The sequence below is a fragment of the Arthrobacter sp. Ms25 genome (assembly GCF_059090365.1).
The window spans coordinates 797,810-819,524 of the sequence record NZ_JBNHFP010000001.1 but is presented as its reverse complement, the minus strand read 5'-3'; the positions used below and the strand labels follow the sequence as shown (position 1 = coordinate 819,524).

General features: G+C 64.8%; 20 protein-coding genes and 2 tRNA genes. 15 read left to right on the top strand and 7 right to left on the bottom strand.

Annotated elements, in window-relative coordinates:
* The first annotated feature begins 19 nt into the window (after window positions 1-19).
* From AC5RT8_RS03820 to AC5RT8_RS03780, 9 genes are all read left to right on the top strand, one after another.
* Window positions 20-1,276 (top strand): hypothetical protein, encoded by a 1,257-nt coding sequence (locus AC5RT8_RS03820; protein ID WP_494094357.1) that lies wholly within the window; start codon window positions 20-22, stop codon window positions 1,274-1,276.
* Window positions 1,277-1,300: 24 nt separating this feature from the next.
* Window positions 1,301-1,687: a ribosome silencing factor gene (rsfS, locus tag AC5RT8_RS03815; protein WP_227921091.1), complete on the top strand. Its 387-nt coding sequence runs from the start codon at window positions 1,301-1,303 to the stop codon at window positions 1,685-1,687.
* Between the two features lie 3 nt (window positions 1,688-1,690).
* Window positions 1,691-2,374, top strand: coding sequence for a histidine phosphatase family protein (locus AC5RT8_RS03810; protein ID WP_494094356.1), 684 nt, complete (start codon window positions 1,691-1,693; stop codon window positions 2,372-2,374).
* A gap of 126 nt (window positions 2,375-2,500) precedes the next feature.
* A tRNA-Ala gene (locus tag AC5RT8_RS03805) sits at window positions 2,501-2,576 on the top strand.
* Window positions 2,577-2,625: 49 nt separating this feature from the next.
* Window positions 2,626-2,701: transfer RNA gene (locus AC5RT8_RS03800), tRNA-Ala, on the top strand.
* A 277-nt stretch (window positions 2,702-2,978) separates the two neighbouring features.
* Window positions 2,979-4,628: an FAD-dependent oxidoreductase gene (locus AC5RT8_RS03795; protein WP_494094355.1), complete on the top strand. Its 1,650-nt coding sequence runs from the start codon at window positions 2,979-2,981 to the stop codon at window positions 4,626-4,628.
* 149 nt (window positions 4,629-4,777) lie between these two features.
* Window positions 4,778-5,440 (top strand): nicotinamide riboside transporter PnuC, encoded by a 663-nt coding sequence (gene pnuC / locus AC5RT8_RS03790; protein WP_494094354.1) that lies wholly within the window; start codon window positions 4,778-4,780, stop codon window positions 5,438-5,440.
* The gene (locus AC5RT8_RS03785) at window positions 5,437-6,543 is read left to right on the top strand and encodes an AAA family ATPase (RefSeq protein WP_494094353.1); all 1,107 of its coding nucleotides are present in this window, start codon (window positions 5,437-5,439) and stop codon (window positions 6,541-6,543) included. Before pnuC ends, AC5RT8_RS03785 begins: the two co-directional genes overlap by 4 nt.
* Window positions 6,543-7,283, top strand: coding sequence for an NUDIX hydrolase (locus AC5RT8_RS03780; protein WP_494094352.1), 741 nt, complete (start codon window positions 6,543-6,545; stop codon window positions 7,281-7,283). Before AC5RT8_RS03785 ends, AC5RT8_RS03780 begins: the two co-directional genes overlap by 1 nt.
* A gap of 21 nt (window positions 7,284-7,304) precedes the next feature.
* Here AC5RT8_RS03780 and AC5RT8_RS03775 read toward each other — a convergent pair whose 3' ends face one another.
* Genes AC5RT8_RS03775 through AC5RT8_RS03765 form a run of 3 tightly spaced genes read right to left on the bottom strand, consistent with a single transcriptional unit; the run spans window position 7,305 to window position 10,665 of the window.
* Window positions 7,305-8,009: a lysoplasmalogenase gene (locus AC5RT8_RS03775; protein WP_494094351.1), complete on the bottom strand. Its 705-nt coding sequence runs from the start codon at window positions 8,007-8,009 to the stop codon at window positions 7,305-7,307.
* Window positions 8,010-8,065: 56 nt separating this feature from the next.
* Complete coding sequence (locus AC5RT8_RS03770; RefSeq protein ID WP_494094350.1) at window positions 8,066-9,373, bottom strand: D-arabinono-1,4-lactone oxidase; 1,308 nt, start codon at window positions 9,371-9,373, stop codon at window positions 8,066-8,068.
* Window positions 9,370-10,665: an alanine racemase gene (locus tag AC5RT8_RS03765; RefSeq protein ID WP_494094349.1), complete on the bottom strand. Its 1,296-nt coding sequence runs from the start codon at window positions 10,663-10,665 to the stop codon at window positions 9,370-9,372. Before AC5RT8_RS03765 ends, AC5RT8_RS03770 begins: the two co-directional genes overlap by 4 nt.
* A gap of 184 nt (window positions 10,666-10,849) precedes the next feature.
* Between AC5RT8_RS03765 and AC5RT8_RS03760 the strand changes: the two genes are divergently transcribed.
* Together AC5RT8_RS03760 and AC5RT8_RS03755 are read left to right on the top strand one after the other, a co-directional pair.
* Entirely contained in the window at window positions 10,850-11,947 is a 1,098-nt protein-coding gene (locus AC5RT8_RS03760) for a fatty acid desaturase family protein (RefSeq protein ID WP_494094348.1), read from the top strand.
* Window positions 11,948-12,009: 62 nt separating this feature from the next.
* The gene (locus AC5RT8_RS03755; RefSeq protein WP_494094347.1) at window positions 12,010-13,083 is read left to right on the top strand and encodes an App1 family protein phosphatidate phosphatase; all 1,074 of its coding nucleotides are present in this window, start codon (window positions 12,010-12,012) and stop codon (window positions 13,081-13,083) included.
* Here the strand turns inward: AC5RT8_RS03755 and AC5RT8_RS03750 are convergent.
* The 3 genes from AC5RT8_RS03750 to AC5RT8_RS03740 form a co-directional block, all read right to left on the bottom strand.
* The gene (locus AC5RT8_RS03750; protein ID WP_494094346.1) at window positions 13,080-13,382 is read right to left on the bottom strand and encodes a hypothetical protein; all 303 of its coding nucleotides are present in this window, start codon (window positions 13,380-13,382) and stop codon (window positions 13,080-13,082) included. The two genes, AC5RT8_RS03755 and AC5RT8_RS03750, sit on opposite strands and share 4 nt — an antisense overlap.
* Before the next feature lie 449 nt (window positions 13,383-13,831).
* The gene (locus AC5RT8_RS03745) at window positions 13,832-14,932 is read right to left on the bottom strand and encodes an FUSC family protein (protein ID WP_494094345.1); all 1,101 of its coding nucleotides are present in this window, start codon (window positions 14,930-14,932) and stop codon (window positions 13,832-13,834) included.
* Between the two features lie 58 nt (window positions 14,933-14,990).
* Window positions 14,991-15,911: a LysR family transcriptional regulator gene (locus tag AC5RT8_RS03740; protein WP_494094344.1), complete on the bottom strand. Its 921-nt coding sequence runs from the start codon at window positions 15,909-15,911 to the stop codon at window positions 14,991-14,993.
* 440 nt (window positions 15,912-16,351) lie between these two features.
* Here AC5RT8_RS03740 and nrdH point away from each other — a divergent pair, with 440 nt between their 5' ends.
* The 4 genes from nrdH to nrdF all read left to right on the top strand — a co-directional run bounded on the left by nrdH (window position 16,352) and on the right by nrdF (window position 20,379).
* Window positions 16,352-16,597, top strand: a complete 246-nt coding sequence (gene nrdH / locus AC5RT8_RS03735; protein ID WP_146361766.1) for a glutaredoxin-like protein NrdH — start codon at window positions 16,352-16,354, stop codon at window positions 16,595-16,597.
* Window positions 16,598-16,705: 108 nt separating this feature from the next.
* Window positions 16,706-17,215 (top strand): class Ib ribonucleoside-diphosphate reductase assembly flavoprotein NrdI, encoded by a 510-nt coding sequence (gene nrdI / locus AC5RT8_RS03730; protein WP_494094343.1) that lies wholly within the window; start codon window positions 16,706-16,708, stop codon window positions 17,213-17,215.
* The gene (gene nrdE / locus AC5RT8_RS03725) at window positions 17,212-19,350 is read left to right on the top strand and encodes a class 1b ribonucleoside-diphosphate reductase subunit alpha (RefSeq protein WP_494094536.1); all 2,139 of its coding nucleotides are present in this window, start codon (window positions 17,212-17,214) and stop codon (window positions 19,348-19,350) included. Before nrdI ends, nrdE begins: the two co-directional genes overlap by 4 nt.
* Before the next feature lie 54 nt (window positions 19,351-19,404).
* A complete protein-coding gene (gene nrdF / locus AC5RT8_RS03720) occupies window positions 19,405-20,379 on the top strand; it encodes a class 1b ribonucleoside-diphosphate reductase subunit beta (protein ID WP_494094342.1) in 975 nt (324 codons plus the stop codon).
* Window positions 20,380-21,038: 659 nt separating this feature from the next.
* Here the strand turns inward: nrdF and AC5RT8_RS03715 are convergent.
* Window positions 21,039-21,470, bottom strand: a complete 432-nt coding sequence (locus AC5RT8_RS03715; protein ID WP_494094341.1) for a hypothetical protein — start codon at window positions 21,468-21,470, stop codon at window positions 21,039-21,041.
* Window positions 21,471-21,715: the final 245 nt, after the last annotated feature.

The following is a 21,715-nucleotide window of genomic DNA, read 5'->3' as shown; positions in this document are numbered from 1 at the left end:
ACATACCGATGGGTAGGAAATGACGAACGGTCCAGAGTCCGCGCCGCGGCGCAGCCGCAGGGCGGCTGACGTACCCGTGGATTCCCCGGCCGAGCCGCGGGAACGTGAGTCCCAGCAGCGTGCACGGGACCGGGAAGCGCTGCGCGCGTACAAGGCACTGACCGAAGCGCAGGAGCGCCGGGACCCTGAACCCTCCCTGCCCACCCGCCGGCAGTTACGGCTACAGCAACAGCAGCAGCGTGCAGCTGCAGGTGCCCCGCCGGCCGCCACCCCTGCGGCAGTCTCCGGGCAGGAGCAGCCGTCACCGGTGGACTCACCGTCGGTCCCCTCCGGCGGCGGGAATCCTTCCGCTGCCGGTGCACCCCTGCGCCGGGAACGCCGGCGGCAGCTGGCAGCCGCCGGTGAAGAGCAGCAGGCACCCGAGCTGCAGACCGGGGACGCCGGCACCGGGCAGCCGGCCCGGCAGAGCCGCCGTGCGGCGCAAGTGCGGCAGGATGCCCCGGGATCGGACGACAGCCGCGCAGCCGCAACGGAATCCCTCGCTGCGGTGCCCGCCTCGGAGGACGCCCGCGGCACCGACCCCAATGCCGACGTCGAAGGCATGAGCGTGGAACAGGCCCTGGCCGCCCGCCAGGCCCTTGAGGGGCAGGCCCGCAACCAGGTTGCGGCCATGGAAGCCCTCCAGGCGGAAGATCCGCAGGCCGTGGACCTGGAACTGCTGGCGCAGCAGAAGGCCCTGGCCGAGCGTGCCAAGGTACTGAACCGCCGGACGCAGGCCATCCAGAAGCTGTCGGAGGAGAACGGGCAGCGCCGGCCCTCTTCCGGGGACCCGAGCACGGCGCACAACCTGGCCATGGTGACCCCGCTTGAATTCGTGTCCGTCCCCGGGATGGAACATCCGGTGATGAAAGCGCCGCCGACCTCGCACGTGCCCATCGTCACGGCCACGCAGCAGGCTGCGGCTCCAGCCCGGCCCCAGCCGGCGACCCCCGCAAAGCGTCCGGCCTCCGCCCCTCGCCGGGTGCCCGTGGGTGCCACGGATGTGCGCCATTCGCACATCCTTGCGCGGGCGGACGCTTTGGTCAACGCACCGGACGCGGAGGAGGCCACCCCCATCGGGGCCCGCAGCGCCTTTGGCCTCGACCCCCTAGATGTTATGACGGCCGGACTCGGCCGTACCCGGAGGCTGCGTTTTGCAGCCGCCGGCGTTGCAGGTCTGGGCACACTTGCCCTGATCGTCGGAGTACTAATGATCGTCGGCGGCCTTGGCGGCTGACCGATTACCCCAAGGAGACACACTTTGAGCGCCACCGAATCTTCCATCGACATTGCACGGGCGGCGGCCAAAGCGGCCTCGGCCAAGATTGCGGACGATATCGTCGCAATCGACGTGAGCGAACGGCTCGCCATCACCGACGTTTTCCTCATTGCCTCGGCATCGAACGAGCGCCAGGTCAACGCCATTGTTGACGGCATCGAAGAGGAACTGTCCAAGATGGACCTCAAGCCGGTGCGCAGGGAAGGACGCAGCGAAGGCCGTTGGGTCCTGCTGGACTACGCCAACGTCGTAGTGCACGTCCAGCACGAGGAGGACCGGGTGTTCTACGCCCTGGAGCGCCTGTGGAAGGACTGCCCCGAAGTTGACCTGCAGCTCGAAGACGCTCCTGCCGGCGCCGAGTCCGAATAACACATGAGCGCCCCTGCCCCTTGGGATCCGGATACCGCGTCGCGCCGGGTGGTTTTCTGGCGCCACGGACGCACGGAATGGAACCGGGCGGGGCGCTTCCAAGGGCAGCAGGATATCTCCCTTGACGCCACCGGCCTTCGACAGGCGGCCGAGGCGGCTGCAGTGCTGCGTTTTCTCGAACCGACCGCCATCGTTTCATCTGACCTGAGCCGCGCCCTGGCCACGGGTAGGGCGCTGGCTGCCGAAACCGGCCTGGACGTCGCAGAGGATAAGCGCCTGCGTGAAACGTTTGCCGGCACGTGGGAGGGGCGTACCTTCACGCAGATTGCCGAGCAGGATGCTCCGCTGCTGACCGCCTGGTCCGCAGGAGTCGGCAGTGCCCGGGCCGGCGGCGGTGAAACACGCGTCGACGTCGGCCGGCGCGTAGCGGAAGCGGTGGGGGAGGCGGTCCAGGAACTGCCGGCCGGTGGCACCCTCGTGGCCGTCAGCCACGGAGGAGCCATCCGCGCCGGAATCTGTGCCCTGCTCGGCCTGCCGACGGAGTCCTGGGCGGTCATCTCGGGGGTATCCAACTGCCACTGGTCCGTCCTGCAGGAAATCCCGGACCGGCATGGTAATCCCGCGTGGCACCTGGCGCAGCACAATGTCGGGCTGGACTCGCTTCCGAGCGGGCCGGTGGAGGGTTGAAAGGCTGTCTTTCCTGCCCTGCAGGGCCGCGCTGAGTGGATTTTGCGCTCCTGTTGATTTGTACTAAGGTAGAGGAGTTGCTTCGCCCCGGTGAACGGAAAAGTGAGGCAGACAACCTTTAGTTTTGGGGCTGTGGCGCAGCTGGTAGCGCACCTGCATGGCATGCAGGGGGTCAGGGGTTCGAGTCCCCTCAGCTCCACCAAAACCTTCGGGAGACCGAAGGGTTTGCGGTGGAAAACCACTGAAAGTTCGGGGCTGTGGCGCAGCTGGTAGCGCACCTGCATGGCATGCAGGGGGTCAGGGGTTCGAGTCCCCTCAGCTCCACCAAGAAAGAGGTCTGAGTCATCAGGCCTCTTTTTTCATGTCTGCATTTGGACGCTGCCCCGGGCGGCAGGCCCGCGCGCATCCCAACCGATTTGTTCTGCGCCGGCTGTTTGGCTGCAGCCGGTCTGGCCGCTTTCTCAGCGGCCCCCGCCTAGCGCAGATGGTCTTTCTCTGTGATACTCACCGCCAATGGGATGGGCTGCACAGCATCGAAGCGTTGCTTTGCCGGGGACTGCCCGTTCCTCGACCTGAATTCGGTAAAACCGGGGGAGTCAGTCTGATGGAAGAAGTAGACGTTGTTGTAGTCGGTGCCGGGACGGGAATGTTCGCGGCGCTTGCGGCCGCGCATCACGGGATGTCCGCGCTGGTGGTGGAGAAATCCCCGTATGTAGGGGGATCAACCTCGCTGTCCGGGGGTGGCTTTTGGATTCCGGGAAACTCCGTCCTGGAGGAGAACGGGCAGACAGAGGACCCGGAGCGGATCCGGACCTATCTCAGGGAAGCCACCCGGGGCGAAGTCGAAGACGAGCGCTGGCAGACCCACATCGATGCAGGCCGAGCGACCGTCGACCTGCTGCGGAGCATGACGCCGCTGAAGTTTCAGTTCATGACCGAATATGCCGACTATTTTCCCGAGCTCCCCGGAGGGTCGGCGACAGGGCGGGCCTGCGAGCCCAAGCCGTTCGATGCCAAATCATTGGGCGCTGACCGGGCCCTTCTGCGGGAGCCCAAGCTCAAGGCACCGTTTCCCATGCCGATTACCAGTCGCGCCTACAAGTGGCTGAACCTGGTGGCCCGCAGCCCGAAGGGTGTGCTCACAGGCGCCCGTCAGCTCGGCCTGGGCGTAGGCGGCATGGCCCTTGGACGCGAGTATTTGGCCGGTGGCCAGGCACTGGCTGCCGGCCTCCTGGCCGGGCTGCGAAAGGCAGGGGTGCCGATTTGGACGCAGACGCCGCTGGAGGACCTGATCATCGAAGACGGACGTGTCACCGGCGTGGTCGTTGAGCGTGATGGGCGGAAAACCAGCGTGCGGGCCCGCCGCGGCGTCATCCTGGCTACGGGAGGGTTCGATCGGAACGCCGGGATGCGGCATGAATTCCAATCTCCTTACGTCGACGGGTCCTGGAGTTTCGGTGCGGAGTCCAATGCAGGTGATGTCATCTCCATTGCCCAAAACCACGGCGCGGATCTGGCGTTCATGGATGCAGCCTGGTGGTTCCCGGCCGTGCCCACGCCGGGACCCATGCCGGGCGCACTCCTTGCAGAGCGGTCGCTTCCGGGGCAGATCATTGTCAACGGCAGCGGACGACGCTTCATGAACGAAGCCGTGAACTACATGACTGCCGGGCAGATCATCACGTCCAAGCACAGTCCGGAAGACCCCCACATCCCGGCCTGGCTGATCTTCGACCAGCGATACCGAAACCGCTATCTGTTCGGCGGCGGGCTCTTCCCGCGCCAGCCGCTGCCCAAGGCCTGGTATGAAGCGGGCATCGCAAAGCAGGAGCCAACCCTTGAGAAGCTCGCCTCCTCGCTGGGCATGGCGGAGCTGCCTGCAACGGTGGAGCGGTTCAACAGCTTGGCGCGGGCCGGGCGGGATGACGACTTCGGCCGGGGCGACAGTGCCTACGACCGCTACTACGGTGATCCCACCGTTTCACCCAATCCGTGTCTTGGGCCTATCGACGCCGGCCCCTACTACGCGGTGCAGGTTGTCCCGGGGGATCTGGGCACCTGCGGCGGCATACGCGCCGATGCCAACGGGCAGGCCCTGGCCACGGACGGCACCGCGATTCCCGGGTTGTACGCCATCGGGAACGCCGCCGGGAACGCTTTCGGACGGGTGTACCCGGGCCCCGGTGCCACCATCGGGCAGGGTCTGACCTTCGGGTACGCGGCCGCTCGAAATCTGGCCGACGTACAGGCCTGACCGGGTTTTGATAAAGCCCCACCCTGGCGGGTGGGGCTTTATCTCTGTGTGACACAGGTCTCACTTCCGGCCCGGACGAAGTCTTCCGTTCTTCCACTGCCGGCCTTAGGCTACTCATTGTCACATTGACAATAAATGGGGAGAACGACATGAATGCAGTACTGGACTGGATGAACTCGCCGGCAGCAAACCTGCTTGGAGCACCCGTCAGCTGGATCGAAGTCATCGGGTTCGTCACCGGCGCAGCGTGTGTCTACGGCGTTGCGCGGCAAAAGGCGTGGAACTGGCCCGTAGGCATCATTAACAACATCGCGTTCATGGTCCTCTTCTTCGGCGCCGGGCTCTACGGGGAGACCCTCCTGCAGGCCGTGTTCGCCGCTGTGTCCGTCTACGGGTGGCACAACTGGGTCCGCGGCGCCAAGGACACGGAGCAGAAAAGCGACCTGCCCATCCGTGACGCGAGCCGGAACGAGGCTATCGCCGGCGTTGCCGCCGTCGTTCTGGCCACCGCAGGGATCGCCATGATCCTCACCCATGGAACCGACTCCGAGGTTCCCTGGCCGGATGCGTTCGTCCTGGCCGCGTCGCTCCTGGCCACGTACGGTCAGGCCAAGAAGATTTTCCAGCACTGGTACGTCTGGATTGCCATCGACCTCGTCAGCGTTCCGCTGTACTTCTCCCGCGGCCTCAACCTCACGGCCATCCTTTACATCGGCTTCACCGCCCTTTGCGTCTACGGCCTCATCGACTGGAAGCGCACCCGCACCGCAGCCGTCCCCGCGGGTGCTGAAGCCGGAAACGTGCCGGCATGAGCCGGTTTGGACAGGGTGTGGTGATCGGCAAGTTCTATCCGCCGCACGTCGGCCACCGGCACCTCATTGCCCGGGCGTCGGAGCAGTGCACGAGGCTCGCCGTCGTCGTCCTCTCCAGCCGATTTGAAAGCATCACCCTCGAAGACCGGGTGAAGTGGCTTGCCGCCGAGTTCGCGGAGACCAACGTGACCGTCATCGGGATGCCGGACGACTGCCCCGTGGACTACACCTCCCGGACCATCTGGAAGGCGCACAACGAGTCCCTGCGCATCGCCCTCAAGCTGAAGGGCATCACCTCCGTCGACGCCGTCTTCAGCTCCGAGGACTACGGCAGCGAACTGGCACAGGACTTCGGAGCCGCCCACGTCATGGTGGACAGGCTCCGCACCGCCTATCCCGTCAGCGGCACCCTCTGCCGGGATGACCTCCGCGCAGCCTGGCGGAACATCATCAAAGATGCCCGCCAGGACCTGGCCGTGCGCATCATCGTCGTCGGAGCCGAATCCACCGGCACCACCACCCTCGCCCGGGCCCTGACCGAACACTACCGGGAGAGCTTTCCCGAGCTCGTCGACGTTCCCGAATACGGCCGCCACTACACCTACGACAAGTTTGCTGCAGTGCAGGAAACAAAGCCAGACGCCGTCCTGTCCGACATGGTCTGGACCGCCGAGGATTTTGCCGTCATCGGTGAACGGCAGAACGAGATGGAAAACGAAGCGGCGGCGCGTTGTCCGCTGGTCATTGCCGACACGGATGTAATCACCACGTCCCTCTTTGAGCGGGTCTACATCGGTGAGAAAAGCTATGGTTCCTACCTCGCCGTCGACCGGCTGCCGCGCCGCGACCTCTACCTTATTACCGACCACGACGGCGTCCCCTTCGAGGACGACGGATGGCGCGAGGCTGAGCACCCCCGCTCCGAAATGACCGAGTGGTTCAAGGAGGAGCTCACGGCGGCCGGGCACTCCTGGATACTCGTTACCGGATCTCCGGAGGAGCGGATATCCACGGCAACTGACATAATCGACCTCATCATCGCCCAGCGGAACCGCTTTACCTCCCCGCCCTGGGCAACACGGACGGTACTGACAGGAGCCTGATGGCGACCGAAGAAGAGCAGTTCCTTCAGGACTACGCACCGAGGGAGTATCCCTCCGTGGCGCTGACCGTGGATCTGGTCGTCTTCGCCGTCACAGGAAGCACGCTCCATGCAGCCTTCGTCCGCCGCGGAGGGCACCCCTTCAAGGGGGCCCTCGCACTGCCCGGCGGCTTTGTGGGACCGGACGAGGACGCCCTCACGGCCGCGTGGCGCGAGCTGCAGGAGGAGACCGGCCTGGAGCTGGGCGCGCACCACGCCTACGTGGAACAGCTCGCCACCTACAGCTCACCAGGCCGTGACCCGCGGATGCGCGTTGTATCCGTCGCCCATCTGGCCCTGCTCGCCACCGACGGCCTCGCCCTGCCCGCACTGAGCCCCGGCACCGACACTGCAGCCGCACAGTGGATGCCCGTGTACGACGTCCTCGCGAATGAAAAGCTGGCTTTCGACCACCGCGAGATCCTCGCCGCCGCCCTGGACCGCCTTGCCGGAAAGATCGAATACACGCTCACCGCCGCCAGGCTCCTGCCCGAGGAATTCACCCTGTTCCAGCTGCGCCGGGTCTACCAGGCCGTGTGGAACACCGACAAGCTCGATGCAGGGAACTTCACCCGCAAAATGACCGGCGCCCTGCACGAGGCCGGACGCAAGGTCCACCGCGACAAGGGTGCCCCGGCCGCCCTGTTCACCGTCAAGGACGAGTACCTCAGCCCGCCGATGATGCGTCCAACCGAGGGGTGAGGCTCCGCCGGGCCGGGGTGTTCAGCGCCCGTCCCGCCAGGTCCGGAGCACTCCGGCAACAATCAGGGCCTGGCCCGCACAATAGGTCAGCATCACGAGGGGATTGGTCCAGTCCGGCATCTGCTCGGGCAGGAAGATCCGGCAGGCCAGGATCGTGTCCGAGGCCAGGAACAACAGGCCGCCGGATGCCACCATCGGGCTGCACCGCGCCGCCGTCGCGGCCGTACCGGCAAGGACAATGCCGTAGGCGGCCACGGCCAGGGCCAGTCCGCCCAGGGCCGGCCACAGCACCACGAGCATCAGCACCCACCACAGCGGGAAGACCAGTGCCCACCGGGGCAACCGCCCGGCAGCGGTGTACCGTGCCAGGATCCAGATGTAACAGATGTGGGCGAGCCCGAAGGAGCCGAGCATCACCGGCAATTCAGGTGCCGACGGGAAGAACGCAGCGGCGCCGTCACCGATCCAGGAGAAGAACAGAGCTGCCAACAGCAGGGCCGCCGGCAGCGTCCGGCCGGCGGTCCCGCGGACGACGCCGCGCGCGCCCCACAGGGCAGCAATGGCCAGCAACGGCATCAGGATGAGCTTGGTGGGCTCCGCGATATCGGTGGCTTCGACCGCACGCGCCCCGATGTGGACGGCAGAAGCTGCCGCGAAAGGCAGGAACCCCCACCACCACGAGCGGGGCAGGACGGTGGTCTGGCTTTGGGCGGGCGCGGTGGTCACGGCACTCCTTCGGGTCGGCTGCAGACCATCGTACGGTGCCTCCGGCGCGCTGGCGGTTAGGCGCCCAGCACCCGGTCCAGATAGGCGTTGGCGAAGACCCGGTCCGGATCCAGCTGCTCCCGTACCGACAGGAAGTCCCCGAAACGCGGATACCGCTGAGCCAGTGCCGCCGCGTCCAGCGAATGCAGCTTTCCCCAATGCGGCCGCCCGCCGTGCGCCAGCATAAGTTCCTCGACGGCGTTGAAGTACTCGGCAAAATCCTCCCGGTAATAACGGTGCACGGCTATATATGCGGTGTCCCTGCCGTAGGCGGTGGATAGCCACCGGTCATCGGCCGCCGCCCAGCGGACCTCTACGGGAAACGAGATCCGCCAGCGGCGTTCCTCGATCAGCTCCTGCAGGGCGGTGAAGGCCGCACCCACGCGGTCCGCCGGAACGGCGTACTCCATTTCCCGGAACCGCACGGTGCGCCGGGTGGTGAAGACCCGTGCCGAGACATCCGAATAGTCCCGGCCGCCGAGCAGCCGTGCCGCTGCGGCGTTCACGGCGGGGACTACAGCCGGTACGGCGCTGCCTGCAGCGCAGGTGGCCCGGAACACGGTGTTCGCCAGCAGGGTGTCGTTAACCCAGCGCGCGGCGGGACCGGGCGGACGGCAGCGGGCAGCGCCTGGCAGGCGGGTGTTCGCCTTGGTGGCAGCGCGGTCGGTGTGCGGAAACCAGTAAAACTCAAAATGATCGGTAGCTTTGATCCGGTCGGTGAGGCTCTCGAGCACATCCGCCAGGGGTTCGGAGCGTTCTTCGGCCTGGAGCACGAATGCAGGTACGCACTGGAGGGTGACGTCGGCGATGACACCCAGGGCACCCAGTCCGAGCGCTGCCGCCGGGAGCAGGGGATCGTCGTTGCCCACGCTGCGCAGGCCGCCGTCGGGCTGGACCAGGGTCACTCCCACCACCTGGGTGGCCATCCCGCCGAACGCGGCGCCCGTTCCATGCGTACCGGTGGAGACTGCGCCGGCGACGGACTGCCGGTCGATGTCGCCGAGGTTGGGCATTGCCAGCCCGTACGGTTCCAGCAGCGCCGGTATGCGGTGCAGGCGGGTGCCGGCAAGCAGCCGTACCCGGAACCTTCCGGTGTCTACTGCGATGAGCCCCTGCAGGGCGCCGAGGTCCAGCTGGACGCCGCCGGTGGCGGCAATGTCGGTGAAGCTGTGGCCCGCGCCCACGGCTTTGACCCGCAGCCCGGCACCGGCCGCGTCGGCGACGCAACGCTGCAGCGCAGCAGTGTCGGCCGGGCGCTCCACGCGGAGCGGTTCCGCCGTCACGGTCCGTCCCCAGTTTTCCCACACGGTGCCCGTCGCCGTCACAGGAACGCCTTCCCCTCGCCGCGGTAGGTGGGCAGCGTGCCCACGATCTTCCCGCCGTCCACTACCTGGTACTCATTGAAATGTTCGGCCGGCTCGCCGCTCTTGGCGTGCCGGAACCAGACACGGTCTCCGGGATGCAGCGTCCCGGCAGCAGCGCCGCGCAGGGGAGTCTGCACCTCACCTGCCCCTTCGCGCGGGAGGAAACGCAGGTCCGGCGGCCAGACCGGACGCGGGACGCGGCTGGGCCCGGGCGGCCCCGAAGCAATCCATCCGCCGCCCAGCACGGTGGCGGTGTCCGACGTCGGACGGCGGACGACGTCGAAGGCGTAGGCTGCGGCGGGGGCCGGCGCAAACGCGCGGTAGTTGTCGAACAAGTGTCCGCCGAAGAGCCCGGAGCCGGCCGTGATCTCGGTGACCGCAGGGTCCCCGCGGGTGGCCTCGATGGACCCGGTGCCGCCGCCGTTCACGAATTCGAGCGGGGCCAGTTCGCGCAGCCGCCCTGCAATGAGCTGCCTGCGGACGAGGAGCTCGGCCATGGACCGCGGCTGGAGGTGCCGCATCAGGACATTCATCGGACCTGCCCCGGGAACGGCGTCGCCGACGCCGGCGACCTGGGCTTCGTACATCATCAGGCCCACCAGCCGGAAGCCGGGACGGGCGGCAATCCGCCGGCCCAGACCGACGGCGTCGTCCGGGGTGTGCAGGGGAGAACGACGGGTGCCGATGAAGCCCAGCGCCGGCGCCTGCCAGGAGGCATCCGCATCCAGGCAGACACGCACCTCGGGACGCTTTCCCGCCGGCGCCAGGGCATCCACCAGGTCCAGCTGGGATTCGTCGTCGACCATCAGGGTCACCCGGGCGGCCAGCCGCTCGTCGCCGAGGAGCCGGGCCAGGGCCGCTCTGTCCGTGCTGGGATATCCCACCAGGACGTCCGTGCACCGCTCCGCCAGCCACAGCGCCTCGGGAAGCGTGTAGCCGAAGACGCCCTGGAAACCCGGGAGCTGAAGCAGCGCCTCGATGACACCGCGCACCCGGAGGGACTTGCTGGCAATGCGCAGGGGAACACCGCCGGCGCGCCGGAGCAGGTCAGCGGCGTTGAACCGAAGAGCCTCCAGCTCCAGCGCTGCCACCGGCGCGGGAAGTGCCGCGGTTGCCTCCGAGAGGGCAGGCCAATAGGTTTCCGGGGTCAGCCAGGGAGAGAGGGCGGCGGAGGTGTCCGGCGGGCCCGGGAATCCGGGCGGGAAAAGGTGCAGAGGGGGAGCGGGAGCTCCGGCGTCGTTGGTGTTACCCATGGTGACCTCCGTTGTCTGCCCCCACCCTAAACGCGGACCGCCACACCCTCCATCACGCAACGCGCGGCAGTTAGCCGGACAGCGTCACAGACAAACACCAGACTTCCGGGTTAGGCTGATCACATCTGCAGAGCGAAACCGCTCGTCACGCCGGCTGGGAAGTCGTACACCACCTGAAGGCCGAATGAGCATAACCGCATCCTCCACTGCACCCCTTGATGAAAGCCCGAGCGAGAAGAAGCCGCGCCGGAACAACGTCACCAGCACCTACTCAGGACTGCTCAAAGCGGTCCGCGATGAAGGCCTGCTGAAGCGCCGGAGCTCTTTTTACATCACCACGTTCGTTTTCCTCTGCCTCGGCCTGGTCGCCGCCGCAACAGGATCCTTCTTCATCGGGGAAAGCTGGTTCCAGCTCCTCATCGCCGCCGCGCTGGGCATCCTGCTGACCCAGCTCGCCTTCATTGCGCACGAGGCCTCGCACCGGCAGGTCTTCGAATCGGGGCCCGCTAATGACCGGGCCGGCAAATTCGTGGCAAACGCCGTCGTCGGCATCAGCTACCAGTGGTGGATGAACAAGCACAGCCGGCACCACGCCAACCCCAACACGGTGGGCAAGGATCCGGACATCGACATGGACACCATTTCCTTCCTGCCGGAACAGGCCGCACGGCAGAAGGGCTTCATGGCCTGGTTTGCACGCCGCCAGGGCTGGCTGTTCTTCCCCCTGCTGATGCTCGAGGGCATCAACCTGCACGCGACGTCCATCAAGCACCTGTTCGCTAACAAGCAGGTCAAGGGACGCGTCTCCGAATTGGTGATGGTCTTCACCCGCCTGGGCCTGTACGTGGCGGCCGTGTTCTTCTTCCTGCCGGTGGGAATGGCCTTCGCCTTCATCGGCGTGCAGCTCGCCGTCTTCGGTGTGTACATGGGCGCGTCGTTTGCCCCGAACCACAAGGGCATGCCGATCCTCCCCAGGGACTCCAAGGTGGACTTCCTCGGCCGCCAGGTGCTGACTTCCCGCAATATCGTCGGCCGCGGCATGAACACCCTGATGGGTGGACTGAACTACCAGGTGGAGCACCACCTCTTCCCGAGCATGCCCCGGCCGTCCCTGGCCCGGGCCAGTGAACTGGTGAAGGAACACTGCGCCAAGCACTCCATTCCTTACACGGAGACCACGCTGGTGCAGTCCTACGCCATTGTGGTCCGGTACCTCAACGAGGTTGGCCTCTCCGCCCGTGACCCGTTCGACTGCCCGGTCCGGTCCAAGTACCGCATCTAGCTCGCGGAGCCTCCGGAGCAACGGCGAATACCTGCGATCGAAGCATCTGACAGACTAGGAATATGACTAAAAACCCCGCAGCCCATCCGGCGGATAAGACCCCCGTGGCCCACATCGGCATGCGCATGGAGGATTCCCTGCATGCATGGCGCGATGAACGTGCCCGGAAACGTGGGGACGTTCAGACCGTCCTTCCCTTCACCGGGTACGGCTCCACTGAATGGGTGCGGGTGCTCGGCCGGGTCATTCTGGCCAAGCCCGGCTACTTTGACGGCGCTGAAAAGTCGATGGCGTCCAAGGCGATCGCCGACGGCATCCGCGGCTGGCGGAACTTCATGAGCCCGCCGGTCAACAAAGCCACGGTCACCGTGGTTGTTGGCGACCAGAAGCACGTGGTCACCGCGGACCGCGGGGGAGTGGTCGACGCGGTCCTCCCGGCGGATCTTGCTCCCGGCTGGACCTCCGTCCTGCTGCGTTCCGAAGACGGTGAGGAAACCACTGCCCCGATCTACGTAGTCGATCCTGCCGCCGAAGTCGGAGTGGTGTCCGACATTGACGACACCATCATGGTTACGGCGCTGCCGCGGCCGATGCTGGCGGCGTGGAACACCTTCGTCCTGGATGAACATGCCCGTACCCCTACGCCCGGGATGGCCGTGCTCATGGACCGGCTGGCACGGGAAAACCCTGTCGGTCCCGTGCTGTACCTGTCCACCGGCGCCTGGAACGTCGCGGCCACCCTGACCCGCTTCATTACCCGCAACCTGTATCCCGCGGGCCCTTTGCTGCTGACCGACTGGGGTCCCACCACGGACCGCTGGTTCCGCAGCGGACAGACGCACAAGCGCACGCAGCTGGAACGGCTGGCCGAAGAGTTCCCCGGCATCAAGTGGCTGCTGATCGGAGATGACGGACAGCACGACGAGGAAATCTACGCCGATTTCGCGAAGCGCCATCCGGACAAGGTCCGGGCCATTGCCATCCGCCAGCTCTCTGCCGGCGAAGCGGTGCTGGCCGGCGGTCGGACGGGCAAACCCGGTCAGACCCCCGCGGAGGTGCCGTGGATCTACGCGCCCGACGGCGCCGGGATGGCCCGTCAGCTCTCGGAGCTTGGACTGCTGACGGACGAAGGCTAGTTCCTCAAGGAGTCGGGCAGTTCCGCCTCGGTGATGGTGACTCCCCAGGCGAGGCCCTCCTCCCCGGTTACCGCCACATCGATAGTGCCTCCGGCTGGCCTGGCATCGACCGTTATTGTGGTGTGGGCCGAGGCCTCCCCGCAGGTGAACGCCGTGGTCCCGAGCTGAGCAACGTCGACAGTCACGGTGCCGAGCCGGTCACAGTTTGCTCGGAAGGAGATGGCCTCGGCGTCAGTCTTGATGCCTTTGACGCTGCGGGCGCCGCGGTCCCCTTCCTGGTTCAGGACTTGCGTGACCAAGGGGCCTTCCTCCGGGTCCGGTGCGGAGATCGGATCCGTGGATGCCGACGGGCTGGCCGCCGTGCTCCGGCTGGTCTCCGGCGCACCGGGATCTTCTGCTGTTTCGGCTGTTGAACAGCCCGACAGGAATATGGCACCAAGAAATGCGGCAATTCCCGGCAGTGCGATTCTGCGTTGTTTCACTAACATTGTTTCCCCCTTTTGAGTGGGGAGGCCCTCCATGTTGTCCAACCCGGATTTCCGGGCGGCTGACCCCGACGGATGGTGCTTAGCGGTACGCAGTGTAAGAGGTGTTTCTCCGGGAAGTCTTGCTTTTCCATCAGGCAGTGTCAACCTTTAGGAATTTCCATCAGGGGCACCCGGCACGCCGGAAGACGCGTTATCCGGCGCTTTTTACGGTGATAAAAAAATTCTTGGAACGGCGCTTCCGTAAGCGCCGCCGAAAAGGCCTAGGCGGCGTCGTCGGCCTCTGTCGTGATAATCCGCAGGATGCGGCGCAGGTCCATGGCCAGGGCCGCCGTCGCATCCACGGGGCTGTCGGCCGAGCCTGAGGTGTTGACCAGGCGCACCAGCTCCACGAGCGCCTCGGTTGCCGTGGAGTGCTCCTCGCTTTCGGGATCCCAGGTCTCCACCGCTTCGGCGCAGCCGTTCACTGCCTTGGCCAGCGGTACGGTCAGGGCAGCCGGGACGGCGACGTTCTGCGGATTCCGCCAGATGGCGTCGGTGAGGACTTCGGTCATATCCTTCACATGCCGGGTGGCACGTTCCATGGCCCGCAGCGCCCGGTAGTCGGCAGTGAAATCACGGCTGTACTTGCGGCTGCGGATGTTTCCGTGCCGGCTGGTGTCCGCCAGCTCCACGGCTTCCCGGACTTCCTTGGTCAAGGTATCCAGTTCGCTCTCACGCTGGGACCAGTCCTCGTGTTTGGGCGGCCAGGTTTCCTCCAGCGCCGTCCCCATGTCCCGCAGCTGCCGTGCCAGCGATTTCCGCAGCGTCACCAGCCCGTTGACGGCGCCGTTCAGGTGCAGGGGCGGGAAGACGAGGGCGTTTACGCCCAGCCCGACAACAACGCCGACCAGCATCTGCACGCCGTAGCCGAAGGAGTACCCGTCTGGATCGTCGCCGCCCAGGACCAGCACAAACAAGGCAGCCATGGGCACGTACTCCCGCCCGGAGGCGCCCAGGAAGGACAGCCCGCCGAGCAGCACGCCGATGCCGACAATGATGGAGATGGTCCAGACGTTCGGAGTGCCGACCAGAAGCGCTCCGAGGGCCAGGAGCATGCCGGTCACCAGGCCGGCCAGGGTTTCCATGCCGGTGCGGAACGAACCGGATACGGTGGGGTACATGCTGATAATGGCGCCCAGGGGCGCGTAATACGGGTACTGGGAGGCGACGCCCGGCACATGCGGGGCAACGGTCCAGGCGATGCCGACGGCGAGGGTTGCCTTGAAGGCGAGCTGGAAGCGGGTGACACGCAGGACGCCGGTGACCCGGTTGGTAACGGCACTCAATGACCGTTTGGGGATGGTTTTTTCTCCAGTGGTCATGTTTCGAGTATGGCCCGGGCCCTGCTCCTGATACGACTTTTACGGCGTGCGGCGGCCCTTATGTGGGGAGCGGCACTATGCTCCTGCGGCCCAGCACCTCGGCCAGCCGGTCCAGGAAAAGCCGGACCTGGACGTTTTGTTCATGGATCAGCAGGGCGAAAATGCTGCGTGCCAGCCGGATCTCGGGGACATCCAGCACCACCGTGCCGGCCGGCCGGTTCAGCATCGCCAGCTCGGGCACCAGAGCCGCCCCCAGGCCGGCCGAGGCCATGGCCAGGCTGGCGTTGAAATCGTCGCAGTACGCGGCCACCCGCGGATGGAGGCTGCAGCTGGCAAAGAGCCGCTCGATCACCAGTGCGTCGGGCGTGCCCGGGTGGTGCATGATCCAGGGCATCCCGGCCAGCTGTTCAGCGGTCACCTCTGCGCCGCTGCGGATGCCCCAGGACTCGGGCAGCACCACACGGAAGTTGTCGTCCCCCAGCCATCGGCGGCTGATCGAGGACGGCCAGGCCAGCCCGCCCTGGCCCACCTGGTACACCAGCGCGACGTCGAGGTTCCCTCCGGTGCGCAGGCCCTGAATGGTCTGCGCGGGCTCCGCCACAGACAGCAGCAGGTCGATCCCCAGATCCTGCCACCGGGGGGAGGCCAGCAGTTCCGGGAGGGCGAAGGTTGCGAGGCTGGGAAAGATGCCCAGCCGCAGTTCGTGCCCGCTGCCGGGCCCGGGCCGGGCAGCGGCGGCCAGGAGGGCGTCCATGTCGGTCAGCACCTTGACGGCGTGCCGGGCCATCACGACGGCGGCATCGGTGGGGGCGGCGGTGCGGGCGGAACGCTCGAACAGCCGTGCCCCGGTGTCTTTTTCCAAAGCGGACATCTGCTGGGACACGGCCGACGCGGTGTACCCCAGCCGCAGGGCGGCGGCGGCGAAGGATCCCGTGCGGATCACTTCCAGCAGTGTCTTCAGGTGCACGGGGTTGACCATCCCTGAGCCCTCCTTTCCCGCCCGGGGGCGCCGACCACAATATCTAGTGTTGGCCGGTACTAGGTCCGACACGCCCACGGTACGCGACACGCACGAATCTTGCCTGTCTCATCACATGTGTATCCGGTTCTGCACAGCCTGTGGAGAACCCTCGGCGACCTCCGGAAATCCGCCGAAAACCGGGGCATCCCCTGTGCACAAACTGTGGACGGAGGCCCTCTCTAATGACATACTTGTAATACATCATGTAGGGGTTCCACCTCAGGGGGTGCACTAGATGTAGTGTCTGGGCAGGGAACTGGATGTAGTATCTAGGAACAGACTTCGAGAGCTGAACGAAGCTCCACAAGCAGTTTTCCAGCACCAGGAACGTCCCGCATCACCAGCTTCATCCAGCACCACAGAACCAGACTTCACGCTTCATTAGGGGAGACCACGCCATGACCGTTACGGTTTACACCAAGCCCGCCTGCGTACAGTGCAACGCCACCTACCGCGCCCTCGACAAGAAGGGCATTGTGTACCAGAGCGTGGACATGTCGCAGGACCCTGAGGCCCTCGAGCGCGTCCGTGCCATGGGCTACATGCAGGCACCCGTTGTCGTCACCGAGCAGGACTCCTGGTCCGGCTTCCGTCCCGACAAGATCGAAGAGCTGGCCCAGGCGCAGGTTTCCTCCGTAGCCTAGGCACTTGCCGGCGCGGCTGCCCCGGTCCTAAGGATTGCCGGGCAGCAGCACTTCGCATCACCCGCATCACGCACCACCCGCGCAGTACCCGTCAGGAGCGCAGTAACCATGACACTGGGGATGGCAGACTTGGCCGGCCTCGGGCCGGCATCGGCATCCACAGGGGAACGGAACCCGGAAACGGACGCGTCCCTGATCTACTTCTCCTCAGCCTCCGGGTACACCCGCCGCTTTGTGGAAAAGCTCGGGATCCGCGCGGCCCAGATTCCGCTCCACACCTCCCAGCCCACCCTGCTGGCCCACAGGCCGTATGTACTGCTGCTTCCCACCTACGGCGGAACAGCAGCACAGCCGGGGGCCGCGGCACGGGGCGCCGTTCCCAAGCAGGTCATCAAGTTCCTGAACAACGAGCGCAACCGCTCCTTGATCCGGGGTGTGATCGGAGCGGGCAACACAAACTTCGGGGAAACCTATTGCCTCGCGGCAGACATCATTGCCGTGAAGTGCCAGGTCCCCGTGCTGTATCGATTTGAACTCATGGGCACGTCCGAGGACGTTGCCAAGGTTAACGAAGGATTGGAAAAGTTTTGGACACATCAGTCGCAGAAGCCGGCATGACGGACTCCAAGGAGCTCCCGGAGGCTTACAAGGGCCTGGGCTATCACGAGCTCAACGCCATGCTGAACCTGTACGGCAAGAACGGCGAGATCCAGTTCGACGCCGACCGCGCGGCTGCGCGCCAGTACTTCCTTGAGCACGTTAACAACAACACGGTCTTCTTCCATGACCTGGAAGAGAAGCTGGAATACCTGGTCAAGAATGAGTACTACGAGCCGGAAACGCTCGAGCAGTACTCCATGAGCTTCATCAAGGAGCTGTACAACCGGGCCTACAAGAAGAAGTTCCGCTTCGAGACCTTCCTCGGTGCGTTCAAGTTCTACACCTCGTACACGCTGAAGACCTTCGACGGCAAGCGTTACCTAGAGCGCTACGAAGACCGGGTCTGCATGGTTGCCCTGCACCTGGCCCGCGGCGACGAGCAGCTGGCCACGCAGATGGTGGATGAAATCATCGAGGGCCGCTTCCAGCCGGCCACTCCCACGTTCCTGAACGCCGGCAAGGCCCAGCGCGGCGAACTCGTCTCCTGCTTCCTGCTGCGCATCGAAGACAACATGGAGTCCATCGGGCGCTCCATCAACTCCGCGTTGCAGCTCTCCAAGCGCGGCGGCGGCGTTGCCTTCGCACTGACCAACATCCGTGAGGTCGGCGCGCCGATCAAGCAGATCGAAAACCAGTCCTCCGGTGTCATCCCCGTGATGAAGCTCCTCGAGGACAGCTTCTCCTACGCCAACCAGCTCGGAGCCCGCCAGGGTGCCGGTGCCGTGTACCTGCACGCCCACCACCCGGACATCAACCGGTTCCTGGACACCAAGCGCGAGAACGCGGATGAGAAGATCCGCATCAAGACCCTCTCGCTCGGCGTCGTCGTCCCGGACATCACCTTCGAACTGGCCAAGCGCGACGAGGACATGTACCTGTTCTCCCCGTACGACGTCGAGAAGGTTTACGGCATGCCGTTCTCCGACATCTCGGTCACGGAAAAGTACTACGAGATGGTCGACGACGCACGGATCAAGAAGACCAAGATCCGTGCCCGTGACTTCTTCCAGACCCTCGCCGAAATCCAGTTCGAGTCCGGCTACCCGTACATCATGTTCGAGGACACGGTGAACCGGGAGAACCCGATCGAGGGCAAGATCATCATGTCCAACCTGTGCTCGGAAATCCTCCAGGTTTCCCAGCCCACCACGTACAAGGATGACCTGTCCTACGACGAGACCGGCAAGGACATTTCTTGCAACCTCGGCTCGCTGAACATTGCCAAGACCATGGATTCCCCGGACTTCGGCCGGACCATCGAGACGGCCATTCGCGCGCTGACCGCCGTTTCGGACATGAGCCACATCGGTTCGGTGCCGTCCATTGCCAAGGGCAACGACATGTCCCACGCCATCGGCCTGGGCCAGATGAACCTGCACGGCTACCTGGCCCGCGAGCGGGTCTACTACGGTTCCGAAGAGGGCATCGACTTCACCAACATCTACTTCTACACGGTGGTCTACCACGCCGTGCGGGCGTCGAACCTGCTGGCGATCGAGACCGGCCGCAAGTTCGCCGGCTTCGAGCGCTCCAAGTACGCCACGGGGGAGTACTTCGACAAGTACACCAACTCCGAATGGGTCCCGCAGACCCAGCGGGTGCGTGAGCTGTTCGAAGGCGTGCACATCCCCACCCAGGCTGACTGGGAGGCGCTGAAGGCTTCGGTCATGGAGCACGGCATCTACAACCAGAACCTGCAGGCCGTTCCGCCCACCGGTTCGATCTCCTACATCAACAACTCCACCTCTTCCATTCACCCGGTGGCGTCGAAGATTGAGATCCGCAAGGAAGGCAAGCTGGGCCGCGTTTACTACCCGGCTCCGTACCTGACCAACGACAACCTGGAGTACTACCAGGATGCGTACGAGATCGGCTACGAGAAGATCATCGACACCTACGCCGCTGCCACCCAGCACGTGGACCAGGGCCTGTCCCTGACGCTGTTCTTCAAGGACACCGCAACCACCCGCGACATCAACAAGGCGCAGATCTACGCCTGGCGCAAGGGCATCAAGACCATCTACTACATCCGCCTGCGCCAGCTCGCGCTGGAAGGCACCGAGGTTGAGGGCTGCGTTTCCTGCATGCTGTAAGGCCTGCCCGAACCGCCCCCCTCTCCCCGCACTTTTGAAGACAAGGAATTATTCATGACCGAGAAGCTGAAGCTGATCGACGGCGTCGAGGCGATCAACTGGAACCGGATCCAGGATGAGAAGGACGTTGAGGTCTGGAACCGCCTGGTCAACAACTTCTGGCTGCCGGAGAAGGTGCCGCTGTCCAACGACGTCCAGTCCTGGGCCACGCTGACTCCGGAAGAGCAGCAGCTGACCATGCGCGTGTTCACGGGCCTGACCCTGCTGGACACCATGCAGGCCACCGTTGGCGCCGTCTCGCTGATCCCCGATGCGCTCACCCCGCACGAGGAAGCGGTCTACACCAACATTGCGTTCATGGAGTCCGTGCACGCCAAGAGCTACTCCTCGATCTTCTCCACCCTGGCGTCCACCAAGGAGATTGACGAGGCGTTCCGCTGGTCCACGGAGAACCCGAACCTGCAGAAGAAGGCGCAGATCATCACGGACTACTACCGCGGTGATGATCCCCTGAAGCGCAAGGTGGCCTCCACCCTGCTGGAGTCCTTCCTCTTCTACTCGGGCTTCTACCTGCCGATGTACTGGTCCTCGCGGGCCAAGCTGACAAACACGGCCGACCTGGTCCGCCTCATCATCCGTGACGAGGCCGTGCACGGCTACTACATCGGCTACAAGTACCAGCGCGGACTGGAGACCGTTCCCGAGGAACGCCGCCAGGAGCTGAAGGACTACACGTACGAGCTGCTCTTCGAGCTGTACGAGAACGAAGTCCAGTACACGCACGATCTGTACGACGGCGTCGGCCTGGCCGAGGACGTCAAAAAGTTCCTGCACTACAACGCCAACAAGGCGCTGATGAACCTGGGCTACGAGGCCATGTTCCCGTCCACCCTGACGGACGTGAACCCGGCGATCCTCTCGGCCCTGTCGCCGAACGCGGATGAGAACCACGACTTCTTCTCCGGCTCGGGTTCCTCCTACGTGATCGGCAAGGCCGTGAACACGGAAGACGACGACTGGGACTTCTAGTTCCCTAGCTGAAGGCCCCGCACGTAATCGTGCGGGGCCTTTTTGCGAGTTGGCAACTTAGATGGCCAAACTGACAAGTTTGTTGGGCCCTCGACGCAGTTGACCATGCGTAACCAGAAGACGACAGGCGCTCGGGGTCGCGAGCAGTTGGGGACTGTCCCGAACAAGTTCCACTCCATCCGCAAGATCGCTAACAGCGCCATCCACACCAATGCCGCCATCACCATCCATGGTCGGTGGCGGTCCCGCGGGATGCCATGGTGAGTGTCCGCGGTCCGTGAGTCGACAAACTAGTCGTCATTTTTCTGAGGCCCATTGAACAAGGTTCGGGATGGGTAGTCTTGGGACATTCGCTGGCGTGTGACTGGCCATGAGCTGACAATTTATTTGGCCAGTGTCAGGCAACTTACTGAAGCCCGGCCGCCGGGCGGTGGTGATCGTTCCCCGCGTCGTGATGTTCGGCTTGTCCAAGGCGCACAAGGCGTTGCGGAAGATGCTGGTCGATGACCACACACTCGACGGCGTAGTCAGGATTCAGCCGGCGTGCCGGGCTCCCTTCTTGTCTGCCCGGACGGCATATAGCCAGGCCCGGCAGGTCATCACGGCCGTCTCGGAGATGCCAGGTGACGGCCAGCGCCTACTGCCGCAGGAGGGGAAATTCAGTGAGGTTCTGATCCGCAGTACATTTTGACATGCCAGTCCCAGAAACTACCGTTCCGGATGCACTCAGCTTTGTACTCGACGCCGTCGTAAGTAATTACTTCTTGGGTTTGGCCGCCTTTGCTGCGGTGTACATATTCGAACCGCACCAGTTTATCTGCGGTTTCAAAGCAAGTTTTGGACGAGAAAAAGCCGGAATCATCACATCTCGACATTTTCATGCTATTGCCTGAAGGGTCCTCGTACTCCCAATCTTTCTTCGTTCCGCTGTCTGGCGCGACTTCCCTGACCCTGTGCTCCGAGGTTGCGAACTGTGCGGGGACCGGGAGGCGTTCATCAACCGCACGGCCTTGATCGGAGAAAAATATAGCGGCAGCAATCACAGCGCCGACCGTGGCGATGAGGAGTAGGAACTTCATGAAGGGTTTCATGCAATCTTCCGGTGCGGGGACTCAATAAAGGCGATGCTGGATTCTCTCAAGGAGTGCCAGCCCTAAGATATCGATGTTTCTGGAGACTCTGATTATTCAGTGCTTGCAGCCGCGGCTGCTCTTTATGTCTACATGTGTGCGGCACAGTCAATGAAACGCGGCGGAATTCGGATGCCCAGGCGACGAGCCTGAACCAGACTAATGGTCAGCCGCCTGTCCCGTTGAGCGCGGCCACGGTGTTCGAA

Excerpts from the sequence above, each read along its gene's own strand:
- AC5RT8_RS03820 (WP_494094357.1), top strand. The coding sequence starts at position 20 with ATGACGAACGGTCCAGAGTCCGCGCCGCGGCGCAGCCGCAGGGCGGCT.
- AC5RT8_RS03810 (WP_494094356.1), top strand. The coding sequence starts at position 1,691 with ATGAGCGCCCCTGCCCCTTGGGATCCGGATACCGCGTCGCGCCGGGTG.
- AC5RT8_RS03795 (WP_494094355.1), top strand. The coding sequence starts at position 2,979 with ATGGAAGAAGTAGACGTTGTTGTAGTCGGTGCCGGGACGGGAATGTTC.
- pnuC (WP_494094354.1), top strand. The coding sequence starts at position 4,778 with ATGAATGCAGTACTGGACTGGATGAACTCGCCGGCAGCAAACCTGCTT.
- AC5RT8_RS03785 (WP_494094353.1), top strand. The coding sequence starts at position 5,437 with ATGAGCCGGTTTGGACAGGGTGTGGTGATCGGCAAGTTCTATCCGCCG.
- AC5RT8_RS03780 (WP_494094352.1), top strand. The coding sequence starts at position 6,543 with ATGGCGACCGAAGAAGAGCAGTTCCTTCAGGACTACGCACCGAGGGAG.
- AC5RT8_RS03765 (WP_494094349.1), bottom strand. The coding sequence starts at position 10,665 with ATGGGTAACACCAACGACGCCGGAGCTCCCGCTCCCCCTCTGCACCTT.
- AC5RT8_RS03760 (WP_494094348.1), top strand. The coding sequence starts at position 10,850 with ATGAGCATAACCGCATCCTCCACTGCACCCCTTGATGAAAGCCCGAGC.
- AC5RT8_RS03755 (WP_494094347.1), top strand. The coding sequence starts at position 12,010 with ATGACTAAAAACCCCGCAGCCCATCCGGCGGATAAGACCCCCGTGGCC.
- AC5RT8_RS03745 (WP_494094345.1), bottom strand. The coding sequence starts at position 14,932 with ATGACCACTGGAGAAAAAACCATCCCCAAACGGTCATTGAGTGCCGTT.
- AC5RT8_RS03740 (WP_494094344.1), bottom strand. The coding sequence starts at position 15,911 with ATGGTCAACCCCGTGCACCTGAAGACACTGCTGGAAGTGATCCGCACG.
- nrdH (WP_146361766.1), top strand. The coding sequence starts at position 16,352 with ATGACCGTTACGGTTTACACCAAGCCCGCCTGCGTACAGTGCAACGCC.
- nrdI (WP_494094343.1), top strand. The coding sequence starts at position 16,706 with ATGACACTGGGGATGGCAGACTTGGCCGGCCTCGGGCCGGCATCGGCA.
- nrdE (WP_494094536.1), top strand. The coding sequence starts at position 17,212 with ATGACGGACTCCAAGGAGCTCCCGGAGGCTTACAAGGGCCTGGGCTAT.
- nrdF (WP_494094342.1), top strand. The coding sequence starts at position 19,405 with ATGACCGAGAAGCTGAAGCTGATCGACGGCGTCGAGGCGATCAACTGG.
- AC5RT8_RS03715 (WP_494094341.1), bottom strand. The coding sequence starts at position 21,470 with ATGAAACCCTTCATGAAGTTCCTACTCCTCATCGCCACGGTCGGCGCT.